Consider the following 20,874-nt stretch of genomic DNA (forward strand, 5'->3'; position numbering starts at 1 on the left):
GCCCCCTAGATCCCTAGATCCCTAGATCCCTGGATCCCTAGATCCCTAGATCCCTGGATCCCTAGTCCCCTTACCCCTGCGTTCACGCCCTCGTCTTGGCAATACCAGGCGCTCGCCGCTCCTGTGCCATCTGTGGCAGCAGGTGCTGTGCGATCAATTCTGCCTTGAGCGTCTCGTAAGCCTGGGTCGGATCGTCCACCAGCGTGAGCAAGTTGACATCCTCTGCCGCAATCGCCCCGTGTCGCACCATCGCCTGGAAGTCGACCACCGTTTTCCAGTAATCGCTGCCGTAGAGCATCACCAAGACGCGCTTGCGCAGCTTGCGCGTTTGCATCAAGGCGAGAATCTCGAACAGTTCGTCGAACGTCCCGAATCCTCCTGGAAAGACCACGAGCGCCTTGGCGAGGTAGGCGAACCAGAACTTACGCATGAAGAAATAGTGGAACTCGAAGAGCAGGCTCTTGGTGATGTAACGGTTCGAGCCCTGCTCGAACGGCAGCCGAATGTTGAGACCGATGGTCTTGCCGCCTGCTTCGTGCGCGCCGCGATTCGCAGCCTCCATGATGCCGGGTCCGCCGCCCGAGCAGACGACGAAGCGATGGTTCGGGAAGTCGAGCGAGCTGGTCCACTCGGTCAGCAGGCGTGCCAGCTCACGCGCATCCTCGTAGTAACGAGACCATTCGACTGCCTGCTCGGCGCGCGCGAGTGCGCTCTGCGCAGATTCGCTGCGTGGCCCCCGTGCGTGTAACCGTGCTTTCAGGCGATCCCGCGCAGATTCGGCGAACACACGGCTCCGCATCCGCGCCGAGCCGAAGAAGACAACCGTGTCCTGAATCTTCTCTTCCTCGAAACGACCGAGCGGCTCGAAGTACTCCGAGAGTATGCGAATAGCCCGGGCTTGGTCGCTTTCGAGGAACTCTGGGTTCAGATAGGCAAGAGGCTGACGAGTCATACGGGCTCACTGTAACACTTGAGATCAACATCGGTACGCGGGGTGGCACGGAAGCGGCATGAGAGCGAACGGTGGGGCGGGGCTAAACATGCGTACGGCCTCCACGTAGGAGATGGGCGTGAGAAGAACACACAAGTTACTGATTACGTACGTGGTAATTTCATTTCTTGTAACTTTCGTCGCACGCGTTGTCGCGCAGTCCGACGGTGCAGGCTGGACGATTCCCGAAGGTGCATCGAAGGAAACCAACCCGCTGTCGGTAGCGCCAGAGCTCATTGATCAGGGCAAGGAGCTGTATGCCGACAATTGCAGGCGATGCCACGGCCCAGAGGGACGAGGGGATGGCAGCGATGCCGATCCGGACGACCCGCCTGCCGACCTGACGGATTCCCGACGCGCGTCCCGTAACCGCGACGGCGTCGTCTTCCACAAGATCTGGAACGGTCGCAGCGACCCGAAGATGCCTGCGTTCAAGGAGGAAGGGTTGAGCAAGGAGGATGTTTGGACGATCGTCGCGTATGTGCAGTCCCTGAGGAAGGGCCTGAGGAAGGGTTGACCGTGAGGATCAGTCCGTCCCTCCTTCGAGCAACGCGGCGGCTATGCGCCGGTACCCGTCAACCGCCCGGTGCAGCTCGGGAATTGGGACGTGCTCCTCGTCCGTGTGTGCGACGAGGACAGAGCCCGGCCCGTAGAGCAGCGGCTGCCCCCATCGCGTCAGACACGGAATGTCGGTGCTGTACGGAAAGACCTCGGTCTCGAAGCCGGGCACCGTCACCATGCGCACCAAGGGGAGCTCGAGCACGTCGTGGACGGCGGCGGCGCTCCCCGCCAGCGTCCGCAGCTGGTCACGCACTTGGTCGTTCGGCCCCACCGTGCGAAAGACGATCTCGGCTTCTGCAGATGCCGGTACGACGTTGGGTGCGACCCCTCCGGAGATCAAGCCAACGGTATAGTGCGTCCGGCCCAGCATGACGTCGTGTGGCCATTCGGCGTTGCGGAGGCGGACCAGCACGTCGATGAGCTTCTCGACGGCCGACTCGCCGAGCTCTGGGTGCGACGAGTGAGCTGCACGGCCCCGCGCCTCGAGGCGCACGCGCAGTGCTCCTCGCGTCGCGGCCGCCAATCGGTTGTCCGTTGGCTCTCCATTCACCAAGAAGGCGCAGCCGTCCGCGAGCGTGTTGGCCGCAATGGCGCCATCGCTGCCGCGCTCCTCCCCCACCAGGAACAGCAAACCGATGCGTCGCTCGCCCGCCGAACGCAGGCGCTCGGCGGCAACAACCTGAGCGGCGAGGATACCTTTCGCGTCGCACGCGCCGCGCCCGTAGAGCCGCTCATCCTCGATGCGGCTGGGAAAGAAGGGCGGCACGCAGTCGTAGTGCGTCGAGAAGACGACACGCGGCGGATCGAGCGTTGCCAGGATGTTTCGGCGATCGTCGCTCACGACCTGCTCACTGACCGACCATCCAAGGCGGCGCAAATAGTCGCTCAGCCAACCGGCCAGCGCCCCCTCGCGCCCCGTCGTCGTGTCGACGTCGACGAGCTGCGTGGTCAGGCGCACGACGTCTAGCGAATCCACTGCTCGAGCTCCGTTCGCGCGTCGGTGCGCGAGTCGCGGTACTTCACGATGACCGGCGTGCTGAGCGAGAGCTGCCACTGGCGACCGGCCTCCGCCGTCACTGCACGCGCGCCGGGCACGACGACGGCGCACGGGGGCACGACGAGCGGCTGGTCTTTCTCGGGTCGGATGATGCGTGCGTTCGGCAGATCGTAAATGGGCGTCGATCCCGTGATGATGGTGCCGGCGCCGATGACCGCGCGCTCTTTCACCACCACCCCTTCGTAGACACCGGTGTTCCCGCCGATCAACACATCGTCTTCCACGATGACGGGCATGGCGCCAACAGGCTCGATGACACCACCGATCTGCGCGCCCGCGCTCACGTGCACGCGCTGGCCAATCTGCGCGCACGAGCCAATCAGGACGTGCGAGTCGATCAGCGCACGCTCACCGACCCATGCCCCGATGTTGATGAACATGGGCGGCATGCAGACGACCCCGCGTGCGACGAAGGCACCGTCGCGGACGCTCGAGCCACCCGGCACGATCCGGACGCAACAGTCGGGCGTGAATCGCTTGACCGGCAACGTGTCCTTGTCGAAAAAGGAGAAACGACCGTGGTCGGCCGACACGTCCGACGACACACCGAATCGGAAGCCGAACAAGATGCCTTGCTTCACCCACGCGTTCACGCGCCAACCGGTCGGCGATGTGGAATCCGGCTCGGCAGCGCGCACGGCACCGACCGAAAGCGCTCCTCGCAGCGCCTCGAAGACGTTGCGCCCCTCTGCACGATCGGCCTCGGCGCCCTTGGCCCAGAGGGCCGTGATGCGCTCAGAAAGCTCCCCCACTGGAACGGTCATGCTCGCACCTCCGCGCCGGACCGCAAGCCGAGCTCTTCGATGATTCGCGCGAGCTTCTCACGCGTCTCGACACGCGGCGGCACCATTGGCAGCCGATAGCGCTCCTCGAGGAGCCCCATCTGCGCCATGACATGCTTGACAGGAATGGGATTCGATTCGATGAAGTTCCCGAGCAGCAACGGAACCAGGCGCTTGTGGAGTCTCTGCGCCTCGAGCGTGTGACCTTGCTCGAACAGCTCGACGAGACGTGTCAGCTCGGCGGGTATCTCGTTGGCCGCCACTGAGATGACACCGTGCCCCCCAACGGCCATCAGCGGCAGCGTCAACAGGTCATCGCCACTCACGACGATGAAGCCCTCTGGTACCACAGTGCAGACCTCCGAGATCTGAAAGAGGCTCCCCGAAGACTCCTTGATGCCAACGACGTTGGGGATAGCGGCGAGACGGGCAAGCGTTCGAGGATCGATGTTGCAACCGGTTCGACTCGGCACATTGTAGAGAATCACCGGCAACGAGCTGGCGCCTGCAACGGCCTTGTAGTGCTCGACGAGGCCGTCCGGCGTCGGCTTGTTGTAATAGGGTGTCACGGAGAGCAGGCCGTCCACACCGGCGCGCTGCATGTCACGCGCTTGTTCGACGACCTCGGCGGTGTTGTACCCGCCGGCGCCGGCGACGACAGGCACGCGCCCGCCGGTCTCCTCGACCACCAGCTCCACCACGCGGCGTCGCTCGTCAGAGGTCAGCGTCGGCACTTCGCCGGTCGTGCCACACGGCACCAGGAAGTGAATACCTGCGTCGATTTGTCGTCGTGCCAACGCCCGTACGCGCGCCTCGTCCACGCCGCCGTCGGCAGCAAACGGCGTGACCAGCGCGGTACCACAGCCCGTAAAGCGCGTTCTCATGGCTACCTCCGATGACAGGGGTCAGGGGTCAAGCGTCAGTCGGCTTCGGACCTGATGCCTGCTGACCCCTGACGCCTGATCCCTGACGCCTACTCGATTCCGAGCACGTCGCGCATCGTAAACCATCCTTGCTTGCCCTGCACCCAGCGGCCGGCGTGTAGCGCTCCGCGGGCGAACGTGGCGCGATCTCGCACGGTATGTGTCAGCGTGATGGTCTCGCTCGGTCCGTCGAATCCCACGGTATGGATGCCGGGGAGGTGCCCGGCGCGCGTCACGCTGACGTCGAGCCGCTGCAGGTAGCCGGCACGCTCGATTGCCGCAAGGATGGCTTTCGCCGTGCCAGACGGCGCATCGCGCTTTCCCGCATGATGCGCCTCGTGCAAGAACGCACCATAGTCGCCGTGGTCCGCGATGAGTGTCGCCGTCCGTACGGCGACAGCTTCGAGCACAGTGGCCCCGACCGAGAAGTTGGCCGCAAACACGCCGGCAATGCCCGCACGCTCGACTGCAGCGCGCACGGCGGTCTCATGATGCTCGGACCAGCCGGTCGTGCCCACGACGAGCGGTGCGCCGAGGTCACACAGAGCCGCGAGGTTTTCGACAAACGCACTGGCTGCGGTGAATTCGAAGATGACGTCGAGGCGGGGGAAGCGGGAGCGGGCGAGGTCCGATCGGGCGGTTCGGCTCGTCACCACCCCGGTAATCTGGATGCCGTAGTGGGGCGCGAGGCTCTCGATGAGCTGGCCCATCCGGCCGTGCCCCACGATGAGCGCAGAGAGCGTTGTCACGCCAGCTCCATGCTAGTCGGCGCTGCCTCTTGCCGCAATGCGCAAAAGCGGTCGTGGATCAGCCCCATCGCAGCCGCCAGTTGTGCCTCGGGCAACACGACCGTCACGTTTCTTCGCGATCCCGCCTGCGAGACCATGCGCAGCGGGAAGCCCTCGAGCGCGCCGAGGATCTGTGCCGAGAGCGCGGCGTCCGTTCGCAGGCGCTCTCCAACAGCGCACAGCAGCGCCATCTCGCGCTCGGCCGACACGTCGGCAAACTCTTCCAAGGCGGAAAGAATCGCGGCAAGATGCCGCGTGTCGTCCACCGTGACCGATACGCTCACCTCCGAGGTCGTGACGACATCCACCGATGTCCGGTATCGCTCGAACACCTCGAAGAGCCGGCGCAGGAAGCCATGTGCCATGAACATGCGCGACGACGTGATATCGATGACCGTGACATCGCGCTTGCAGGCCAGAGCAGTGATCGGCGTCGGCGAGATCGGCGGCGACTCCACGATCGTCGTACCGGGCACATCCGGCCGGTGCGAGTTGAGGATCCGTACGGGGATACCGGCTCCGACGGCGGGCAGAATGGTGCTTGGATGCAGCACCTTCGCGCCAAAGTACGCAAGCTCTGATGCTTCGGCAAACGAGAGGCTTCGCACTGAGCGCGTTCCGGAAACAACGCGCGGATCGGCCGTCAGCATCCCGTCCACATCCGTCCAGATTTGGATCTCCGCAGCACCCAGGACGGCGCCGAAGATCGACGCCGAGTAATCGGAGCCACCGCGTCCGAGCGTCGAGGTCGCGCCCTGTTTCGTTGCACCGATGAAGCCGCCGACGACTGGCACGCCTCCGGCCGAGATGTGCGGCTCGACCTCCAGACGCACGCGCTCTCGCGTGGCCGCCATATCAGGTTGTGCTGTCCCGTGCTCCTCGTCCGTCACGAGGACGCGACGGGCATCGACCCACACAGGGGCGAGACCAGCGGCCCGCAAGGCCGCCGTCATGAGACGACTACTGGCGATCTCGCCGGTGGCCACGAGCGCGTCCAACGAGCGGGGTGCGAGATCCCGCAGAATCGCGAGCGCGTGCAGGAGCTCGGTCGCATCGCGCCAGTCCGATTCGAGCGCCGTCGTGAGGTCCGGCAGATGTCTGCTTCCCGCCACCGATTCCGCCGCTTCACGATGACGCGCCGCAAGCTGCTGTACCAGGGACGCCGCATCGTCCTCCTCACCCTGGGCCGCGCGCATTGCGGCGCGAATGAGCTGGTCGGTGACCTTCGACATCGCGGAGACGACCACGAGCGGCCGGACGCCGCGCTGCTCCGCGCGGCGGACGATGGCCGCCACACGATGCATGGCAGTGGCATCTTTCACCGACGTCCCGCCGAATTTCATGATCACCATGAATGATTCGTCCTGCACGGTCATCAATCCGCGAGCAGGCCCTCGGCCCGCATCAGCTCCGCATTGAGGATGGCCGCGCCGGCGGCACCCCGGACCGTGTTGTGTCCAAGCGCCACGAACTTGAAGTCGAGCACGTGGCAGGGACGCAATCGGCCGATGCTCACGACCATGCCATGCTCGCGCTCCGCGTCGAGTCGCGGCTGTGGGCGGTTCGGCTCATCGAGATACAGGAGCGGTTGCGCCGGAGCCGATGGCAGCTGTGCCTCCTGCGGCTTGCCACGAAACGACACGAAGGCCCGGCGCACCTCGTCGAGCGACGGCTTGGCGGCACACGCCACCGAGACCATCTCGGTGTGGCCGTCCACGACCGGGACGCGCGTCGTGTGCGCGCTCACCGCCACCGGATGCGGCACGACCCGTCCGTCTTGCTGTGTCCCGAGGATCTTCTTCGTCTCGCTCTCGATCTTCTCTTCTTCACCGCCAATGAACGGCACCACGTTGCCCGTGATGTCGAAGGACGGCACGCCCGGATATCCCGCGCCCGAGATCGCCTGCAGCGTCGTCACGACGGTGGACTCGAGGCCGAACGCCCGCAGCGGTGCAAGCGCCATCGCGAGGAAGACCGTCGAGCAGTTCGGGTTCGTAATGATCGCGCCCTTCCAGCCCTTCTCCCGACGCTGACGTGGCACCAGCGCGAGATGATCCGGATTGACCTCCGGGACGATTAGCGGCACCGTCGACTCCATACGGAAGTTCCGGGCGTTGCTCACGACGAGGTGGCCGGACGCGGCAAAGGCGGCCTCCACCTCACCGGCGACGCCGGCGTCGAGGCCGGAGAAGACGAGGCGCGGCCCCTTGCCTGGCACCGGCTCTTCCACAACCAGGCGAGCAGCCTCGTCCGGTAGCAAGGACGCCAGCCGCCACGCCGCCGCCTCGCGATAGGGCTTGCCCGCCGATCGCTCGCTGGCCACGAGCCAGGTCAGGCGGAACCACGGATGCCCCGCGAGGAGTCGGACGAATTGTTGGCCCACCATCCCGGTCGCGCCAAGCACTCCCACTTCAATAGGTGGCATATTGCTGTTCCCAAAACAAAAAACCCGCCCCGCGGCGGTGCCGCGATTGGCGGGTTCTTGGCGAACGGTTCCTGATCGTTTCGAGGCTTACGTTGCGCGTACCGTAACCCGCCCAGCGCGGAGACGCTTCCGCTTTCGAATAGTCGTTCGCGTGCTGGTTCGGGTGTCGTGCCTCATGACAAACGCTATTTCAGATTATCGAGTCAGCACGCGAACGTCAAGCCCTGAGCATCATTCCTCTGCGGACGCTGCCCGCGGTTCGCGCCCAGGCACCAAGCGCCGCACCATCGCGAGCAGGAGCGCGATCGGCGCGGCAATGAAGCTCAGAAGGGCCCCCATTCGCACTTGATCCAGCAGGTCGCCCGCCGGGAATGCGGCAATCGCAAAGAACAGCGCAACGGTGAAGCCAATGCCGGCGACCGTGCCGAGCAGCATGATATCGCCCCAGGACAACCCGTGCGCCCGCCGAAAGCCACACCGCTCGGCGAGCCACGTGAACCCGGCGATACCGAGCGGCTTGCCGACGACCAGCGCAATCACGACGATCGCCGTGCCCGCTCCCATGGCCGCCAGTTGCACGCCCGCGTTGGCGAAGCCAAACAGGCCGAGCACGACCTGCACGGGCACCTTCCACCAATGCTCGAACTGGCTCAACGTGTCGGCGCCATGCTCCTCGGTCGGCTCGTAGATGCCGAGGTCCATCATCCGATGCGGCATGAAGGGCACGATCGGAACGAGCGCGAGCGCTGGATGGATACCCCCCTCATGGAAGCCGATCCACGAGCAGGTTCCAGCAAGAAGCACGTACGGCCAGAAGCTCCGCACGCGCCGCCGTCGCAGCCACCAGGCAATGGCAAGCGCCACGACGAGCGGACCGGCGAACCACACAATCGAGAACGCCTTTTGCGGATAGAACGACGCGAGCAGCACCAGCCCCATGGCATCGTCCGCAATCGCGAGCAGGAGCAGAAACGGTATCGCAGGGCTGCCCGCCGGAAACAGGACACGCGCCACCATGTACGAGAACGCGATGTCCGTGGCGCACGGCACGGCCCAGCCTCGAGCCAGCTCCGGCAAGCCAGACAGGTGCACCATGATGACGTAGATGCCCGCCGGCACCGCCATCCCGCCCACGGCGGCCAGAATGGGCACGGCCGATTCCCGCGGTGACGAGAGCGCGCCACCGGGCAGGGTCGATTCGAAGACCTCCTTCGCGGCCAGCGCGAAGAAGAACGCCATGCCGATGTCGTTCACCACGAACTCGAGGGCATGCGCAACGGTTTCGTAGCTGTCGTGGTCGAGGTTCGCCCAGACTAGGGCGAGCACCGTGCCCGCGATCAGCAGCAGCGAGTAGTCGATGATCCGCGTGAAGATTCGAGAGATGTGAGACACGGCTGAGAAATGAGCAAGGGATACGAGTCAGAAGAATGATACAGCTCACACGATCTTAGCCTGATTGCCCGGCATTCACGGCGGGAATCGCTTGCCCGACCTCAGATCGGGCCTACACATCCCCGTCGTTTGATGGATCGCCGACCGTGCGAATACGGAGAAAATTCGCGTCACCGCGTGTCAGGTCCGCGCTGACGCTCACGAACAAGATGACCGAGCCGGGTTGGAGAATTCCGCGCTCCACCAGGTGCCGCTCGATGGCCAGGCCCGACGGGTCCGCCTCCACGGCGTCGTCAATCACCAGCGGAACGACACCGCGGAAGAGCGCCAAGCGACGCGCGAGCGCACAGCTCCGAGTCACGGCGTAAATCGGCACCGGCGGACGATAGGCCGAGAGCACCCGCGCCGTCTTGCCTGCGCGCGTGACGGCCACGATGGCCGCAACCTGGTCCGATGCGGCGAGCCTGGAGGCCGCCTCGCAAATCGCACGGCTGTGCGCAATGTTGATCACCTCCGGGCCGACGCTCACCCGCGCCGCGTCCGTGAGGCTTTCCGCATCACGAATGATGGCATCCAGCACGCGCACGGATTCCACGGGATACGCGCCCACCGCAGTCTCGCCCGAGAGCATGATGGCGTCCACGGAACCGTCTACCGCGTTTGCAGCATCGCTCACCTCGGCCCGCGTCGGCCGTGGCGAGTCGTGCATGGACTCGAGAACCTGCGTGGCCACGATAACGGGCACTCCGCGCGCTTGGGCGCGACGCGTGATCTCCTTCTGCACACGCGGCACCTGTTCGAGCGGCAGCTCCAGGCCAAGATCCCCACGCGCAACCATTACCGCGTCCGCCGCGGCAATGATGCTTTCGAGGTTCGCGACAGCCTGCGGTCGCTCGATTTTGGCAACCAGCGGCAGCCCTTCTGCGCCCGCGCGGCGGATGAGCTCACGAGCGTGATGAAGATCCTCTGCAGATTGAACGAAGCTCAAGGCAACGAGATCCACGCCGTGCGCCAGGCCGCACCGGAGATCCTCTTCGTCTTTGGCGGTGATCGCCCTGGCGGGAAGACGGACGGCTGGCGCATTGATCCCCTTGTGCTCGCCGAGCAAACCACCACCCACGACCGTGGTGACGATGACTCGTCCATCCGAGGCGTCGACCTGCAGCTCGATGCGCCCGTCGGCCAGCAACAGGCGGTCGCCCGGTGACACCGATTGCGCCAGGCCGGCGTAGCTCGTGAATACGCGGCCAGGCTCGCCTTCCTCGTTGCCCGTGATCACGAGCAGCCGCTCACCCGCCCGGAGATCGATCGGTCGACCATCCTTGAGCCGGCCCGTCCGGATCTTCGGCCCGCCGAGATCCTGGAGGACGGCCACTTCATGCCCTGCATGAACGGCACGCGCGCGCACGCGTGCCAGGGTGCGAACGTGATCCTCGCGGGTACCGTGTGAGAAGTTCAGGCGGAAGATATCGACGCCCGCCGCGATCAAGCTCCCGAGCGTCTGCTCGTCGGCGCTCACGGGACCCAGCGTGGCGATGATCTTGGTGCGGCGGATCCGCGTGCTCCGCGCCGGCGTGCTCATCTGGATGAGCATACAATTTGACCGGCTCCACCACCAACCGCTAGAGTCCTCGGTGTGTCCCTCGAGTAACGTCCATGCAAAACCTTCTCTGCATGAGTTTGGCCGTCCTCCTCACGATCCTGGCTGCGCCAGCGGCGCTTGCTCAAACCAAGATTGGCGATGTCCGAGCGCACGCCGCGGAAAGTCCGCACCCGTATCCGGCGGGCCCGGGCGGCGACACGGTCGTGTGGCGCGAGGAAGTGCAGTCCCCAGGTGCGATGTTCATTCGGGTCCATTTCGAAGATCTCGAGCTGGGCGCCGGTGACGCGCTCACCGTCTCGAGCCCGAACGGCGCTCAAGTGTGGACACTGACGGATCGAGGCCCTCGAGGCTCTGGCGACGTCTGGTCGTTTGTGATCGACGGCGACACGGCAATCGTGCGGATTCATGGCGGCCTGACACCCAGCTTTGGTTATCGCATCACCGAGGTGGTCCATGGCACCGGATCGCCCGCGGGTTCCTCGCAACCGGTCTCGCCGCTCGACAGGCGGCAGGAATCTGTGTGCGGCTCGGATGGTCTCGAGCCGATCGCGTGCCATATGAACGAGCCAGGAATCGCGCAGACACAGCAGCCGATCGCTCGCCTGATCTATCAGAGCGGCGGCGAGGCGTTCGCTTGCACCGGCAGCCTCGTCCGCGGCGCGGTCGATAGCCTCTTGCTGACGAACAATCACTGCCTTCCGTCGCAGGCCGAGGTCGACACGCTCCAAGCGGCGTTCGGTCACCAGCTCAGCGCGTGCAGTAACGGGGTGCTCTCCGAGGGCATGATGTACGCGGGCGATCTGCTCGTCTCCACGAGCACGCGCCTCGACTACTCGCTCGTGACCCTGCACGGCAACCCGGAAGTGTCGTGGGGTGAGCTGCTGCCCACGGCCGCCGACGCAGAAGTGGGCACACCGTTCTGGCTCATTCAGCACCCTGGCGGCGGACCGAAGGAGATTGGCTACTGGGAAGATGTCGATCGGACGTCTGGCTGCAAGGTGGCCTCGACGTCTGGGACCATCGACGCGTATACACCAGGCAGCCAGATGGAGTATGCCTGCGATACCCTTGGCGGCTCGTCGGGCTCGCCGCTCATCAGCACGGAAAGCGGGCTGGTGGTCGGTCTGCATCATGTCGGCACGTTGCCACCGCCGTCGGCGTGCACCAACGCCGCGACGATGACGCGCTTCATCTGCCAGGATGCGGGCAATCTGCTCGGCTGCGATCAACCGACCGTCGGTCATGCCCGGTACTTTGCCGAGGGAGCCGAAGGCTTCTTCCAAACCTTCGACGGTGTCTTCAATCCCAGTCAGTCCTCGCCCGCCCTGGTATCGGTCGAGGCGTTCACGGAAAGCGGCAGCGTGGCACGCTCCTCGTTCTGGCTCGGCCCTCGCGAGAACCGGATCGTCCGGCTTCGCGACCTCATCGGCGACACCTCCGCGGCGAGCATCGTCTCGTCGAACGTTCCGGTCGTGGCCGACCGCTACATGCGTTGGGGCACGCCATATCTCTACGGCAGCTCGATGGAGCGCGGCCTTCCCGCGCCGAGCCAGCGATGGTCCTTCGCTGAAGGCGCCACCGGGCCCTTTCATCTCTTTTATCTCCTGGAAAACCCCCTTCCCGAAGATGCGACCGTCACGATCACCTACCTTCGCGAGGGTAGCACGCCGGTCCGGCGCGCCTACGAGGTCGCGGCGTTCAGTCGCTACACCGTGTACGTCAATCGGGAGCCGGGTCTCGAAGCGGCCAACGTCTCGGCCGAGATCAACGCGACACTCCCCATCATCGCCGAGCGGTCGATGTACTTGAACAGCAACGGCTTGGTCTTTGGATCGGGGACCACCGGCTCCGGGGCAACCACCCTTTCCGATACGTGGTACTTCGCCGAAGGAGCGACCGGTTTCTTCGACGAGTTCCTCCTGTTCGGTAACACAGGAACGGACCCGCTTCATGTGGAAGCGCAATACCTGCTCCCGGACGGACAGGTGATCGCGAAGGAGTACGACGTGCCAGGAGAAGCACGCCGCACCGTGTGGGTGAACAGTGAAGATGCGCGACTCGCCGACACGGCTGTCGCCGTCCGTCTGTTCGCGGACGCCCCCTTCATTGCCGAGCGCGCCATGTGGTGGCCGGGCGGACCCGCCTGGAGCGAAGGACACGTGTCACTCGGTGCCAGGGGAACAGGCACGGCCTGGGCAACGGCGTACGCCGGACGAAACTGCGACGGGGAGGATTCGTTCGTGCTGATCTCGAACGGCGACTCGACGCCGGGACGCGTCCGCGTCACGGCGTACTTCGTGGGAGGCGAGTCGACCACGAAAGAGCTCGAGCTCGCTGGAGATGCGCGGCTGACCGTCAGCGCGGCGCAGGACCTCGGTATCGGCTGCGGTCCGGCGTACAGTATCCTCGTCGAGAGCCTGGGCTCGTCGCCAGTGCCGATTACGGTGGAGATGTCCCGATACTTTTCCGGTGGCCAGCCGCTCGAGGGAGGCGCGGCAGCTCTCGCCACGAAGGTGCAATGAGCGAACGATCTCCGTATCATGCCCGCTGATGTCGACCTCGACCACCTGACGCTTACCCGCGCCGCCGCACGCCTTGCTGACCGTTCACTTCGCGCGTTGGACCTGCTCGACGCCTGCTTGTCTCGCCTGCATGCGACGAGCAGCGCGTTGAATGCCTTCATCACCGTGACCGAAGAGGAAGCGCGACAAGCGGCAACGGCCGCGGACGCCGCGTGCGACGCCGGCCGGTCGCAGGGACCGTTGCACGGCATCCCGATGGCCTTGAAAGACCTCATCGACCAACAGGGTGTTCCGACGACGGCCGGTTCTCGCGTACGAGACGACGAGCCTCCTGCGGCGCAGGATGCTGTTGTTGCGGCACGCTTGCGCGCCGCTGGCGCTGTGCTGATTGGAAAGACCAACCTGCATGAATTCGCGTTCGGCTCCACCAACCAGGATTCCGCCTTTGGTCCTGTCCACCACCCGAGCGATCAGACGCGTCTCTCCGGCGGATCGAGTGGCGGCTCGGCGGTCGCCGTGGCAACCGGTATGGCCCTGGCGTCGCTTGGAACGGACACGGGTGGCTCGGTTCGCATTCCGGCCGCAGCATGCGGCCTGGTCGGCCTCAAGCCCGCTTACGGTGAAGTACCGCTCGATGGCGTCGTGCCGTTGAGCACATCGCTCGACCATGTCGGACCGCTCTGCCGGACGTCCGAGGATGCCTGGATCGTGCACGCGGTCATCGCCGGTCTGCCGGCAGACCAGGCTGCACCGCCTGCGCCGCGTCCGCCGTCGTCACTTCGAGCCCGAGTGTTGCGAGGCTACTTCATGGATCTCATGGAAGACGAGGTGCGCGCGCATTTCGAATCAGCCGTGCGCCAGCTCGCCGCGTGCGGTGCGCGCATCAGCGACGCGACAATCGCTCACGCCGAGGACATCGTGGCTACGTATGCGGCCATCACATTGCCCGAGGCGGCAGCCTGGCACGCACCATACCTGGCCGAGCACGCCGATCGCTACACTCCGGCCGTACGGCAGCGACTCGAGGCAGGCCAACAGGTTCTCGCCGTGGAGTACCTACGCGCCCGTGCGGGTCGCGAGGTGTTACGCCGGGAGGTCATGGAGGCTTTGGAAGGCTGCGATGTCCTCCTGCTGCCGACCCTCCCGTGCGTGGCGCCGCTCGTTGGGCAGGAGACGGTTCGCTTGGGCGAGCAGGATATCTCTGCACGTGCCGCGATGCTGCGGTTGACGCAACTCTTCGACCTCACCGGACATCCAGCCGTGACGGTACCGTGTGGCACGACGCGCGCCGGCTTACCCGTTGGCTTGCAAATCGTCGGACGGCAGACGCGGGACCTCATGGGATGGGCGGGGGGTGTTGAGCGAGAGGTCATGGGGGTGACGGGGTGACGGGGTGACCGGGTGACAGGGTGACAGGGTGACCGGGGTGACCGGGTGACGGGGTGACAGGGTGACGGGGCAAGATTGGCACATACGGAGCGGGATGACTCTCGGATCTGCGCCGTGAGAGAGAAACGTTCTTCCCGCGGGAATCCCTTGGAAACGTCGAAGATGACCATCGCCGACCGAACAGCTCGTTTGTAGACGTCGAGCTCACGATGTGAGCGGATGTGCGCCCCCATTGGTCACCTTGTCACCCCTTCACCTTGTCGCCTTGTCACCTTGTCACCCTGTCGCCGCGTCAGCCCCTAGTGCATTGACCGTGCCATGATCACGCAGCTGTTCCACCGCTGGGAACGAAAGATCCACGCTGTAGCGCAGGACCGCTTGGTCCGGCCATTCGAGTGGGGACTCGAGTGGTTGCCGGAGCAGGCCCGCGCTCGCCAAGGATCGTCCGCCGAGATCGTCGACGCTTATGCCGAGACCGCAGTTGCGGAGAGCGAATCGTTCTACGCGGTCACGCCGGCGCCGCAGTATGCACTCGACGCGGAGAGCGCTCTCACATTCGAGAGCGCGGCGAGCACGCCGCATGCCGTCAACAACGTCGTGCACGCGCGCTATTTTCCTGCCCTCGCACGCGGCCGGCGCCGCGCGGTGCTCGTGCTGCCCCACTGGAACGCGGATGAGACGGGCTACGTCGCGCTGTGCCAGATTCTGGCGCGTCTCGGCGTCAGTGCGCTGCGCCTGACGTTGCCCTACCATGAGCAACGCATGCCCGCCGAGCTCCGCCGCGCCGACTACATCGTCAGCGCCAACGTCGCGCGCACGCTCATCGTGAACCGCCAGGCCGTCGTCGATGCACGACGCGCCATCTGGTGGCTGGCCAACCGCGGCTACCAGGCCATCGGCATTCTCGGGACCAGCCTCGGGTCCTGTCTATCGATGCTCACCGCATGCCACGAGCCACTGGTACGCGCCGCGGCGCTCAATCACGTCTCGCCGTTCTTTGCCGACGTCGTGTGGGAAGGCTTGTCGACCATGCATGTACGGAGGGGCCTCGAGGGGCACATCGACCTGCCAAGCCTACGGCGACTCTGGATGCCGATCAGCCCTCAGCCCTTCGTCGAGCGAATCCGCAACAAGCGGACACTCCTCGTCTATGCCCGGTACGATTTGACGTTCCCGGTGCACCTTTCGCGAGAGCTCGTGCGAGAGTTCCGTGCCCGTGCCATCCCGCATCAGGTTGTCGCGCTCCCGTGCGGCCACTACAGCACGGGTATGACGCCGTTCAAGTATCTGGACGGCTATGTGCTGACGAAGTTTCTGCTCAAAGCGTTGTAGAAAAGGCGAGGCGAACCTCGTTCACTCCAACGTAGGTACGTGTGGTGGCGCTTCGTTGAGTACACGGCCGGTTACAGGTATTCCAGGAGGGACTGCACAGCGTCGTAAAGCACCTGGGCGAGCGCGCGCGCCAATGGCGACACGTCTCCTTGAGCGACCGCATCGGCTACCGTCACGGGATCGGTGAGCACCAGCCAGATCGTTGCACCGGCGACCGCAACGGCAAGCAGCGCGAGAACAGCAAACAGGCTGATGCCCAGCCGGGCCAGGCTCATGGGGTCACTCTCGAGCTGATCGGTCGAGCGACGTACACGACCAGGGGAAGAGCCGGCGGGGAGGACAGCCGGCACGAGCAGTGTACCCCACTCAGCGACGAATCTTTTGACGAAACGGCCGCGCCTGTGGTTTCTGGTCTCGGAGCGACACGAGGAAGACTTGACCAAACACGCTGCTAGGAAAGACGGGGAACGGAGTGGATTGGTTGACTCGGCCGGAGGGACCGACATGGAACCGGGTACCTTTTCGGACGCGAAATGGTACCCGGTTCCTATTTATGCTTAGAACGGCTCGGCAACGATGGGCTCGCCAAGGCCGAGCTTCGCCAGATCACCGACACGGTCGGGGTCGGCGACGACCGTGACATACATCCTGCCCGGATCGAGGTACTGCCGCGCAATGCGTGTCACCTCCTCGGGCTCGACCGCCTCGACGCGCGGGACGAAATCGTCGTACCACGAATCCGGCAGGTTGTACAGGACGAGCTGTGTTGCCGCACGCGCAATCTGTTCCGCCGTTTCGAAGCTACGTGCGAAGCCAAGCGTCAGCGAGTCACGGGCCCGCGCGGTCTCACGCCCGTCGACCGGCCGCGGCCCGCCGATCTCGGCGAGCTCCTTCAGGATCTCCGCGATCGATGCAGCGGTGGCGTCCGTCTGGACGCTGGTCTGGACAACGAACGGTCCGGGCGCCCGCCAAAACTGGACGGATGAGCGGACCCCGTAGGTATACCCTCGCCGTTCGCGCAGGTTCAGGTTCAAACGGCTGACGAATGCACCTCCGACAGCAGCGTTGGTGACAACCAGCGAGTGGTAGTCACGGGTCGTACGGTCAGCCGTGAGCGCTCCCACGCGCAGCTCGGATTGTGCCGCTCCAGGCCGTGGTACCAGGATGAGACGGGCGGCCTTCTCGTCTCCATTCGCCTCCGCACCTAGCTCATCAATCAGTGGTAGCCTCGCCCACAATTCGTCTGCCTGTGCGCTCTGGGCAACATCGGACGGCAAGACGGACCTCGCCGTCTCTCGCAACCCGTCTGGGGGGAGGTCCCCAACCAGCAGTAGCGTCGGTGCCACTCCGAGCAAGCGCTCGCGATGGAAGCGGTGTAGGTCCGTCTGGCCGATCTGTTCGAGCGTCGCCTCGGTCCCCAGGGGTGGTTGCCCGTACGGATGACTGCCGTAGAGCTGCCTGTAGAATGCACGATCGGCGAGCGCGCCCGGCACGCTGCGCATCTGCCTCACCCGGTTCGACCTCAGCGTGCGTACGCGGACAATCTCCCCCGAGTCGAGATTCGGCCGGCACACGACCTCGGCGAGCAGCGCCAGCGCGTCAGGCGCGGTCCGGGATAGCGACACGAGCGTCAGCATGGTGGCATCCACGCCGACCTCCGTGTCGAGCTGGGCACCCATCCGCGCCAGCTGCTCGTTCACCTCGAGCATCGTCCGGCCACCGCTGCCCTCGTCCAGAAGGTCTGCCGCAAACATCGCGAGGCCAGCGCGGTCCGCGGGGTCCGCTGCCGATCCGACCGGGATCATCCAGATGAAGACGACCACGGGCAGGTCGTGATGCGCAACGCTCCAGGTGTGCGCTCGCCCGAGGCTGTGCTTCTCCGGCACTGGAAAGCGCACGGCCGGCGGGTGGGCTGGCCTCGGCATGCGCGATCGATCGATGCTCACGAGATCTCCGCCAGGGCAGACTCGGGCAACGCCCGTGCCTGCTGACCCGTCGGCACGACGCTCAGCGCGACGCCAGCCGTGGTGAGCCACCTCTCTGCGGCAGTCCGCACCGAGTCGCCAGACGCGCGCTGATAACGCGCGAGATCCTCACCGAAGTAGCCGGGGTTGCCGCAGTAGGTGTTGTAAGCATTCAACTGGTCGGACTTGCCGCCAAAGCCGCCAACGGTCTGCAGGCGATAGACGAACTCCGCTTCGACCTGGGCACGAGCACGCTCGATCTCCTCGGCCGTGGGTCCATCGGTCGCACATCGCGCGAGCTCCTCGTAGATGTGCGCTTCAATCTCCGCGAGTTGGTGACCGGGCGCCGCGGTCGCCACTATCTGGAACGTGCCGCCAAGCTGACGCGAGGACTGAACCGCGACGACATCTACTGCCACTCGGTGCTCGTAGACGAGCCGTCGATACAGGCGGGAAACCTTGCCACCGCCGAGCACTTCTGCCAGCAGGTCGAGGTCGGCATCGCCCGTAGCAAAGACGCCAGGGCTTTGCCAGGCCAGGTACAAGCGGGGCAGCTCGACCCGATCCTCGAGCAACAGGCGTGATTGCGGTGTCGCCGGGATGGGCACCTCCAGTCGATCGATCGGGGCGCCGGCAGGCAGATCACCGAAGTACGTCTCGGCGAGCCGCAGCGCCTGGTCGGTGCCAACGTCGCCGGCAATCGCGAGCGACGCGTTCCCTGGATGGTAGTACCGCTGAAAGAAGTCATGAACCTGCGCAAGCGTCGCCGCGCGCAGGTCGGCGGGAAAGCCAATCGTCGGCCAGTAGTAAGGGTGTGCCGACGGATACAGCGCCTGGGGCAGGACAATGGATGCCATCCCGTAGGGCCGGTTCTCGTAGATCTGCCGGCGCTCGTTGAGCACCACCTCACGCTGGGTGACGAACTTCTCTTCGGTGACGGCTGGCAACAAGTAGCCCATGCGATCCGATTCGAGCCATAGTGCGAGCTCGAGCGCACCGGTCGGTACGACTTCCCAGTAATTGGTGCGGTCGGCATTGGTCGAGCCGTTGAGCTGACCACCGGCCTCCTGCAACGGCGCGAAGTACTTGTCGTCATGATGCGCCGAGCCTTCGAACATCAGGTGCTCGAAGAGGTGCGCAAAGCCGGTGAGACCAGGCTGCTCGTCCTTCGATCCCACGTGGTACCAGATATTGACCGCCACGATCGGCGTCCCGTGATCCTCATGAACGATGACGTCGAGCCCATTGGGCAGTGTGTGGCGGATGAAAGGGATGTCCATAGAACGGTTGCGGCGACGGGGCGACGCGGTAATAGGGATCAAGGGGTCAAGGGACCGAGGGTCAAGGGCAAACGTCAGCGTTGGTAGGGCGCGTTGCCGAACGCGCCGTCCGGACGCCTCGGCGAGATAACGGCCGCCTCGGCGAGGCGGCCCCACCTTGCTCCTTTTATCCTGTCACCGGCGTGAGCGGGATGCCCTTGAAGCTTGCGATTGACACCTGTGCCGCTGCCCGCTCCGCCGCGGTGAGAAAGGCGTCGGTCGCGGGCGATTCCGGCTCGGCCAGCACGATCGGCACGCCAGTATCTCCGCCGACGCGAATCGGTTCGTAGAGCGGAATCCGGCCGAGAAACGGCACTTCGAGCTCCTCCGACAACCGCTCGCCGCCCCCCTTGCCGAAAATGTCGCTCTCCCGCCCGCACTCACGGCACACGAAATGGCTCATGTTCTCGATGAGTCCAATCACCGGAATGCGAAGCTTGCGATACATGGCCACGGCACGGCGCGTGTCGGCTAGCGACACCGTCTGCGGCGTCGTGACGGCAATCGCACCAGCCACGGGAACCGTTTGGCTCAGGCTCAGCGCGACGTCTCCGGTGCCGGGCGGCAAATCGATGACCAAGTAATCCAGATTGTCCCAACGCACCTCGCGGAAGAACTGTTGAATGATGCCGTGCAGCATCGGGCCCCGCCAGATGACCGGCGACTCATCGCCCGCGAGAAAACCCATCGAGACAACCTGCAAGTCGTACTTCTCCGCGGGCACGATCTTGTTCCCGTCGCTCGCGAGCTGCGTACGAACGCCGAGCATGATGGGCACGTTCGGACCATAGATGTCGCCATCCAATATCCCGACGCGGCTGCCGCGCGCGGCGAGCGCCAGCGCGACGTTCACCGCAACCGTGGTCTTGCCCACTCCTCCCTTACCGGCACCCACAGCGATGACGTTCTTGACACCTGGCACCGGCAGCCGCCCGGCCTCCGGCATCACACTCCGCACGCTTGCCGTCATCGTCACGTCCACTGCGCTCACGCCAGGGAGCTCGGCCACAGCCGCGCGCGCCTGGTCTCGAAGCTGATCCTTCACGGGACAGGCTGGAGTCGTGAGCTCGATGGTAAAGGAGACCTGCTCGCCTTGCACGTGCAGCTCTTTCACGAAGCCGAGGCTGACGATGTCACGGTGCAGATCTGGATCGTGAACGACTTTCAGCGCCTCGAGCACGGCGCCTTCGGTGACGGAAGTGGATGGCATGATCTCGTCTCGCAGTCGGTGAACCGTCCCGGTGGCTCGATGCCCACGTACGGCTGGGCATCAGGCCACTGAGCGTCGCGGAGGGTGGCGACGGCTCGTGGACGTAGGGTGGACGTCAGCCACCCCTCATGGCAGGAGCAACCTGCGACGGCAGGAAACAGCCCTCAGTCGATCTTACCGCAGCGGATTAGACACCGACCTGCGTCGCCGAGAAATCGCCCAAAATCGGCAACCGGAACCACTCGGCCTGGAACGCCTTCACGATGCAGAGGATCCAGACGACCAGAAAGACGATGCCCACGATGGGCCACAGCAGGATGGTGAGCCAACCGAGGACCGGGATCATGCCAAAGACGACGAGCAGCATCCAGACCGCCACCCATGCCACCAGGAGCGCAGTCGACTGCATGGCGTGGAACCTGACGAACTTGCTCTCCTTCTCGATCACGAGGAACACAATCCCAATGATGAAGAGGTAGCCCAAAGCTGCAGCAAGGTTCGGCTCCAGCCCGGTTGACGATTTCTCCGTGGCCGACGTCTCCATTGGTCCTCCCAGGTCTGCTTACCTCAGCATCATACAACGGGACAAGGTGAGGGGGCGAGGGGGTGACAAGGT

General features: G+C 65.0%; 18 protein-coding genes and 1 pseudogene. 4 read left to right on the forward strand and 15 right to left on the reverse strand.

The window, feature by feature from the left end:
• Window positions 1-82: 82 nt before the first annotated feature.
• Entirely contained in the window at window positions 83-952 is an 870-nt protein-coding gene (locus GEV06_20655) for a TIGR00730 family Rossman fold protein (GenBank protein ID MPZ20303.1), read from the reverse strand.
• Between the two features lie 112 nt (window positions 953-1,064).
• On the opposite strand from GEV06_20655, the gene GEV06_20660 reads away from it, so the two are divergent.
• Window positions 1,065-1,508: a c-type cytochrome gene (locus tag GEV06_20660; GenBank protein ID MPZ20304.1), complete on the forward strand. Its 444-nt coding sequence runs from the start codon at window positions 1,065-1,067 to the stop codon at window positions 1,506-1,508.
• A gap of 9 nt (window positions 1,509-1,517) precedes the next feature.
• Here the strand turns inward: GEV06_20660 and GEV06_20665 are convergent, their stop codons facing one another.
• The 8 genes from GEV06_20665 to pyk all read right to left on the reverse strand — a co-directional run bounded on the left by GEV06_20665 (window position 1,518) and on the right by pyk (window position 10,513).
• A complete protein-coding gene (locus tag GEV06_20665) occupies window positions 1,518-2,528 on the reverse strand; it encodes a M20/M25/M40 family metallo-hydrolase (GenBank protein MPZ20305.1) in 1,011 nt (336 codons plus the stop codon).
• Entirely contained in the window at window positions 2,516-3,373 is an 858-nt protein-coding gene (locus tag GEV06_20670) for a 2,3,4,5-tetrahydropyridine-2,6-dicarboxylate N-succinyltransferase (protein ID MPZ20306.1), read from the reverse strand. The genes GEV06_20665 and GEV06_20670 overlap by 13 nt, the downstream gene beginning before the upstream one ends.
• Window positions 3,370-4,275 (reverse strand): 4-hydroxy-tetrahydrodipicolinate synthase, encoded by a 906-nt coding sequence (locus GEV06_20675; protein ID MPZ20307.1) that lies wholly within the window; start codon window positions 4,273-4,275, stop codon window positions 3,370-3,372. The genes GEV06_20670 and GEV06_20675 overlap by 4 nt, the downstream gene beginning before the upstream one ends.
• An 89-nt stretch (window positions 4,276-4,364) precedes the next feature.
• Complete coding sequence (locus GEV06_20680; protein ID MPZ20308.1) at window positions 4,365-5,063, reverse strand: dihydrodipicolinate reductase; 699 nt, start codon at window positions 5,061-5,063, stop codon at window positions 4,365-4,367.
• Window positions 5,060-6,478 (reverse strand): lysine-sensitive aspartokinase 3, encoded by a 1,419-nt coding sequence (gene lysC, locus GEV06_20685; protein MPZ20309.1) that lies wholly within the window; start codon window positions 6,476-6,478, stop codon window positions 5,060-5,062. Before lysC ends, GEV06_20680 begins: the two co-directional genes overlap by 4 nt.
• Window positions 6,478-7,527, reverse strand: coding sequence for an aspartate-semialdehyde dehydrogenase (gene asd, locus GEV06_20690; protein MPZ20310.1), 1,050 nt, complete (start codon window positions 7,525-7,527; stop codon window positions 6,478-6,480). The genes lysC and asd overlap by 1 nt, the downstream gene beginning before the upstream one ends.
• Window positions 7,528-7,758: 231 nt before the next feature.
• Entirely contained in the window at window positions 7,759-8,910 is a 1,152-nt protein-coding gene (locus tag GEV06_20695) for a sodium:proton antiporter (protein MPZ20311.1), read from the reverse strand.
• A gap of 121 nt (window positions 8,911-9,031) precedes the next feature.
• The gene (pyk, locus tag GEV06_20700) at window positions 9,032-10,513 is read right to left on the reverse strand and encodes a pyruvate kinase (GenBank protein MPZ20312.1); all 1,482 of its coding nucleotides are present in this window, start codon (window positions 10,511-10,513) and stop codon (window positions 9,032-9,034) included.
• Window positions 10,514-10,575: 62 nt separating this feature from the next.
• Here pyk and GEV06_20705 point away from each other — a divergent pair, with 62 nt between their 5' ends.
• The gene (locus GEV06_20705; GenBank protein ID MPZ20313.1) at window positions 10,576-13,044 is read left to right on the forward strand and encodes a hypothetical protein; all 2,469 of its coding nucleotides are present in this window, start codon (window positions 10,576-10,578) and stop codon (window positions 13,042-13,044) included.
• A gap of 18 nt (window positions 13,045-13,062) precedes the next feature.
• A complete protein-coding gene (locus GEV06_20710; GenBank protein MPZ20314.1) occupies window positions 13,063-14,433 on the forward strand; it encodes an Asp-tRNA(Asn)/Glu-tRNA(Gln) amidotransferase GatCAB subunit A in 1,371 nt (456 codons plus the stop codon).
• 62 nt (window positions 14,434-14,495) lie between these two features.
• On the opposite strand, the pseudogene GEV06_20715 reads toward GEV06_20710, so the two are convergent.
• A pseudogene (locus tag GEV06_20715) lies at window positions 14,496-14,666 on the reverse strand (four helix bundle protein).
• A gap of 85 nt (window positions 14,667-14,751) precedes the next feature.
• On the opposite strand from GEV06_20715, the gene GEV06_20720 reads away from it, so the two are divergent.
• Window positions 14,752-15,765, forward strand: a complete 1,014-nt coding sequence (locus GEV06_20720; protein MPZ20315.1) for an abhydrolase domain-containing 18 — start codon at window positions 14,752-14,754, stop codon at window positions 15,763-15,765.
• 71 nt (window positions 15,766-15,836) lie between these two features.
• On the opposite strand, the gene GEV06_20725 is transcribed toward GEV06_20720, so the two are convergent.
• From GEV06_20725 to GEV06_20745, 5 genes are all read right to left on the reverse strand, one after another.
• Window positions 15,837-16,040, reverse strand: coding sequence for a hypothetical protein (locus GEV06_20725; GenBank protein ID MPZ20316.1), 204 nt, complete (start codon window positions 16,038-16,040; stop codon window positions 15,837-15,839).
• Window positions 16,041-16,322: 282 nt separating this feature from the next.
• Window positions 16,323-17,711, reverse strand: coding sequence for a hypothetical protein (locus GEV06_20730; protein ID MPZ20317.1), 1,389 nt, complete (start codon window positions 17,709-17,711; stop codon window positions 16,323-16,325).
• Window positions 17,708-19,009 carry an insulinase family protein gene (locus tag GEV06_20735; protein MPZ20318.1) on the reverse strand — a complete coding sequence of 434 codons (1,302 nt, stop codon included), beginning with the start codon at window positions 19,007-19,009 and terminating at the stop codon, window positions 17,708-17,710. The genes GEV06_20730 and GEV06_20735 overlap by 4 nt, the downstream gene beginning before the upstream one ends.
• Before the next feature lie 166 nt (window positions 19,010-19,175).
• On the reverse strand, window positions 19,176-20,258 hold the full coding sequence (locus GEV06_20740; GenBank protein MPZ20319.1) for a P-loop NTPase: 1,083 nt from the start codon (window positions 20,256-20,258) through the stop codon (window positions 19,176-19,178).
• 187 nt (window positions 20,259-20,445) lie between these two features.
• Window positions 20,446-20,802: a DUF4870 domain-containing protein gene (locus tag GEV06_20745; GenBank protein ID MPZ20320.1), complete on the reverse strand. Its 357-nt coding sequence runs from the start codon at window positions 20,800-20,802 to the stop codon at window positions 20,446-20,448.
• Window positions 20,803-20,874: the final 72 nt, after the last annotated feature.

This window comes from Luteitalea sp., from assembly GCA_009377605.1.
Classification (GTDB): domain Bacteria; phylum Acidobacteriota; class Vicinamibacteria; order Vicinamibacterales; family Vicinamibacteraceae; genus WHTT01.

What these genes read in the sequence shown, in the direction of transcription:
- GEV06_20655 (MPZ20303.1), bottom strand. Translation starts at nt 952, where the DNA reads ATGACTCGTCAGCCTCTTGCCTATCTGAACCCAGAGTTCCTCGAAAGC.
- GEV06_20660 (MPZ20304.1), top strand. Translation starts at nt 1,065, where the DNA reads ATGGGCGTGAGAAGAACACACAAGTTACTGATTACGTACGTGGTAATT.
- GEV06_20670 (MPZ20306.1), bottom strand. Translation starts at nt 3,373, where the DNA reads ATGACCGTTCCAGTGGGGGAGCTTTCTGAGCGCATCACGGCCCTCTGG.
- GEV06_20675 (MPZ20307.1), bottom strand. Translation starts at nt 4,275, where the DNA reads ATGAGAACGCGCTTTACGGGCTGTGGTACCGCGCTGGTCACGCCGTTT.
- lysC (MPZ20309.1), bottom strand. Translation starts at nt 6,478, where the DNA reads ATGACCGTGCAGGACGAATCATTCATGGTGATCATGAAATTCGGCGGG.
- asd (MPZ20310.1), bottom strand. Translation starts at nt 7,527, where the DNA reads ATGCCACCTATTGAAGTGGGAGTGCTTGGCGCGACCGGGATGGTGGGC.
- pyk (MPZ20312.1), bottom strand. Translation starts at nt 10,513, where the DNA reads ATGCTCATCCAGATGAGCACGCCGGCGCGGAGCACGCGGATCCGCCGC.
- GEV06_20705 (MPZ20313.1), top strand. Translation starts at nt 10,576, where the DNA reads ATGCAAAACCTTCTCTGCATGAGTTTGGCCGTCCTCCTCACGATCCTG.
- GEV06_20710 (MPZ20314.1), top strand. Translation starts at nt 13,063, where the DNA reads ATGCCCGCTGATGTCGACCTCGACCACCTGACGCTTACCCGCGCCGCC.
- GEV06_20720 (MPZ20315.1), top strand. Translation starts at nt 14,752, where the DNA reads ATGATCACGCAGCTGTTCCACCGCTGGGAACGAAAGATCCACGCTGTA.
- GEV06_20725 (MPZ20316.1), bottom strand. Translation starts at nt 16,040, where the DNA reads ATGAGCCTGGCCCGGCTGGGCATCAGCCTGTTTGCTGTTCTCGCGCTG.
- GEV06_20735 (MPZ20318.1), bottom strand. Translation starts at nt 19,009, where the DNA reads ATGGACATCCCTTTCATCCGCCACACACTGCCCAATGGGCTCGACGTC.
- GEV06_20740 (MPZ20319.1), bottom strand. Translation starts at nt 20,258, where the DNA reads ATGCCATCCACTTCCGTCACCGAAGGCGCCGTGCTCGAGGCGCTGAAA.
- GEV06_20745 (MPZ20320.1), bottom strand. Translation starts at nt 20,802, where the DNA reads ATGGAGACGTCGGCCACGGAGAAATCGTCAACCGGGCTGGAGCCGAAC.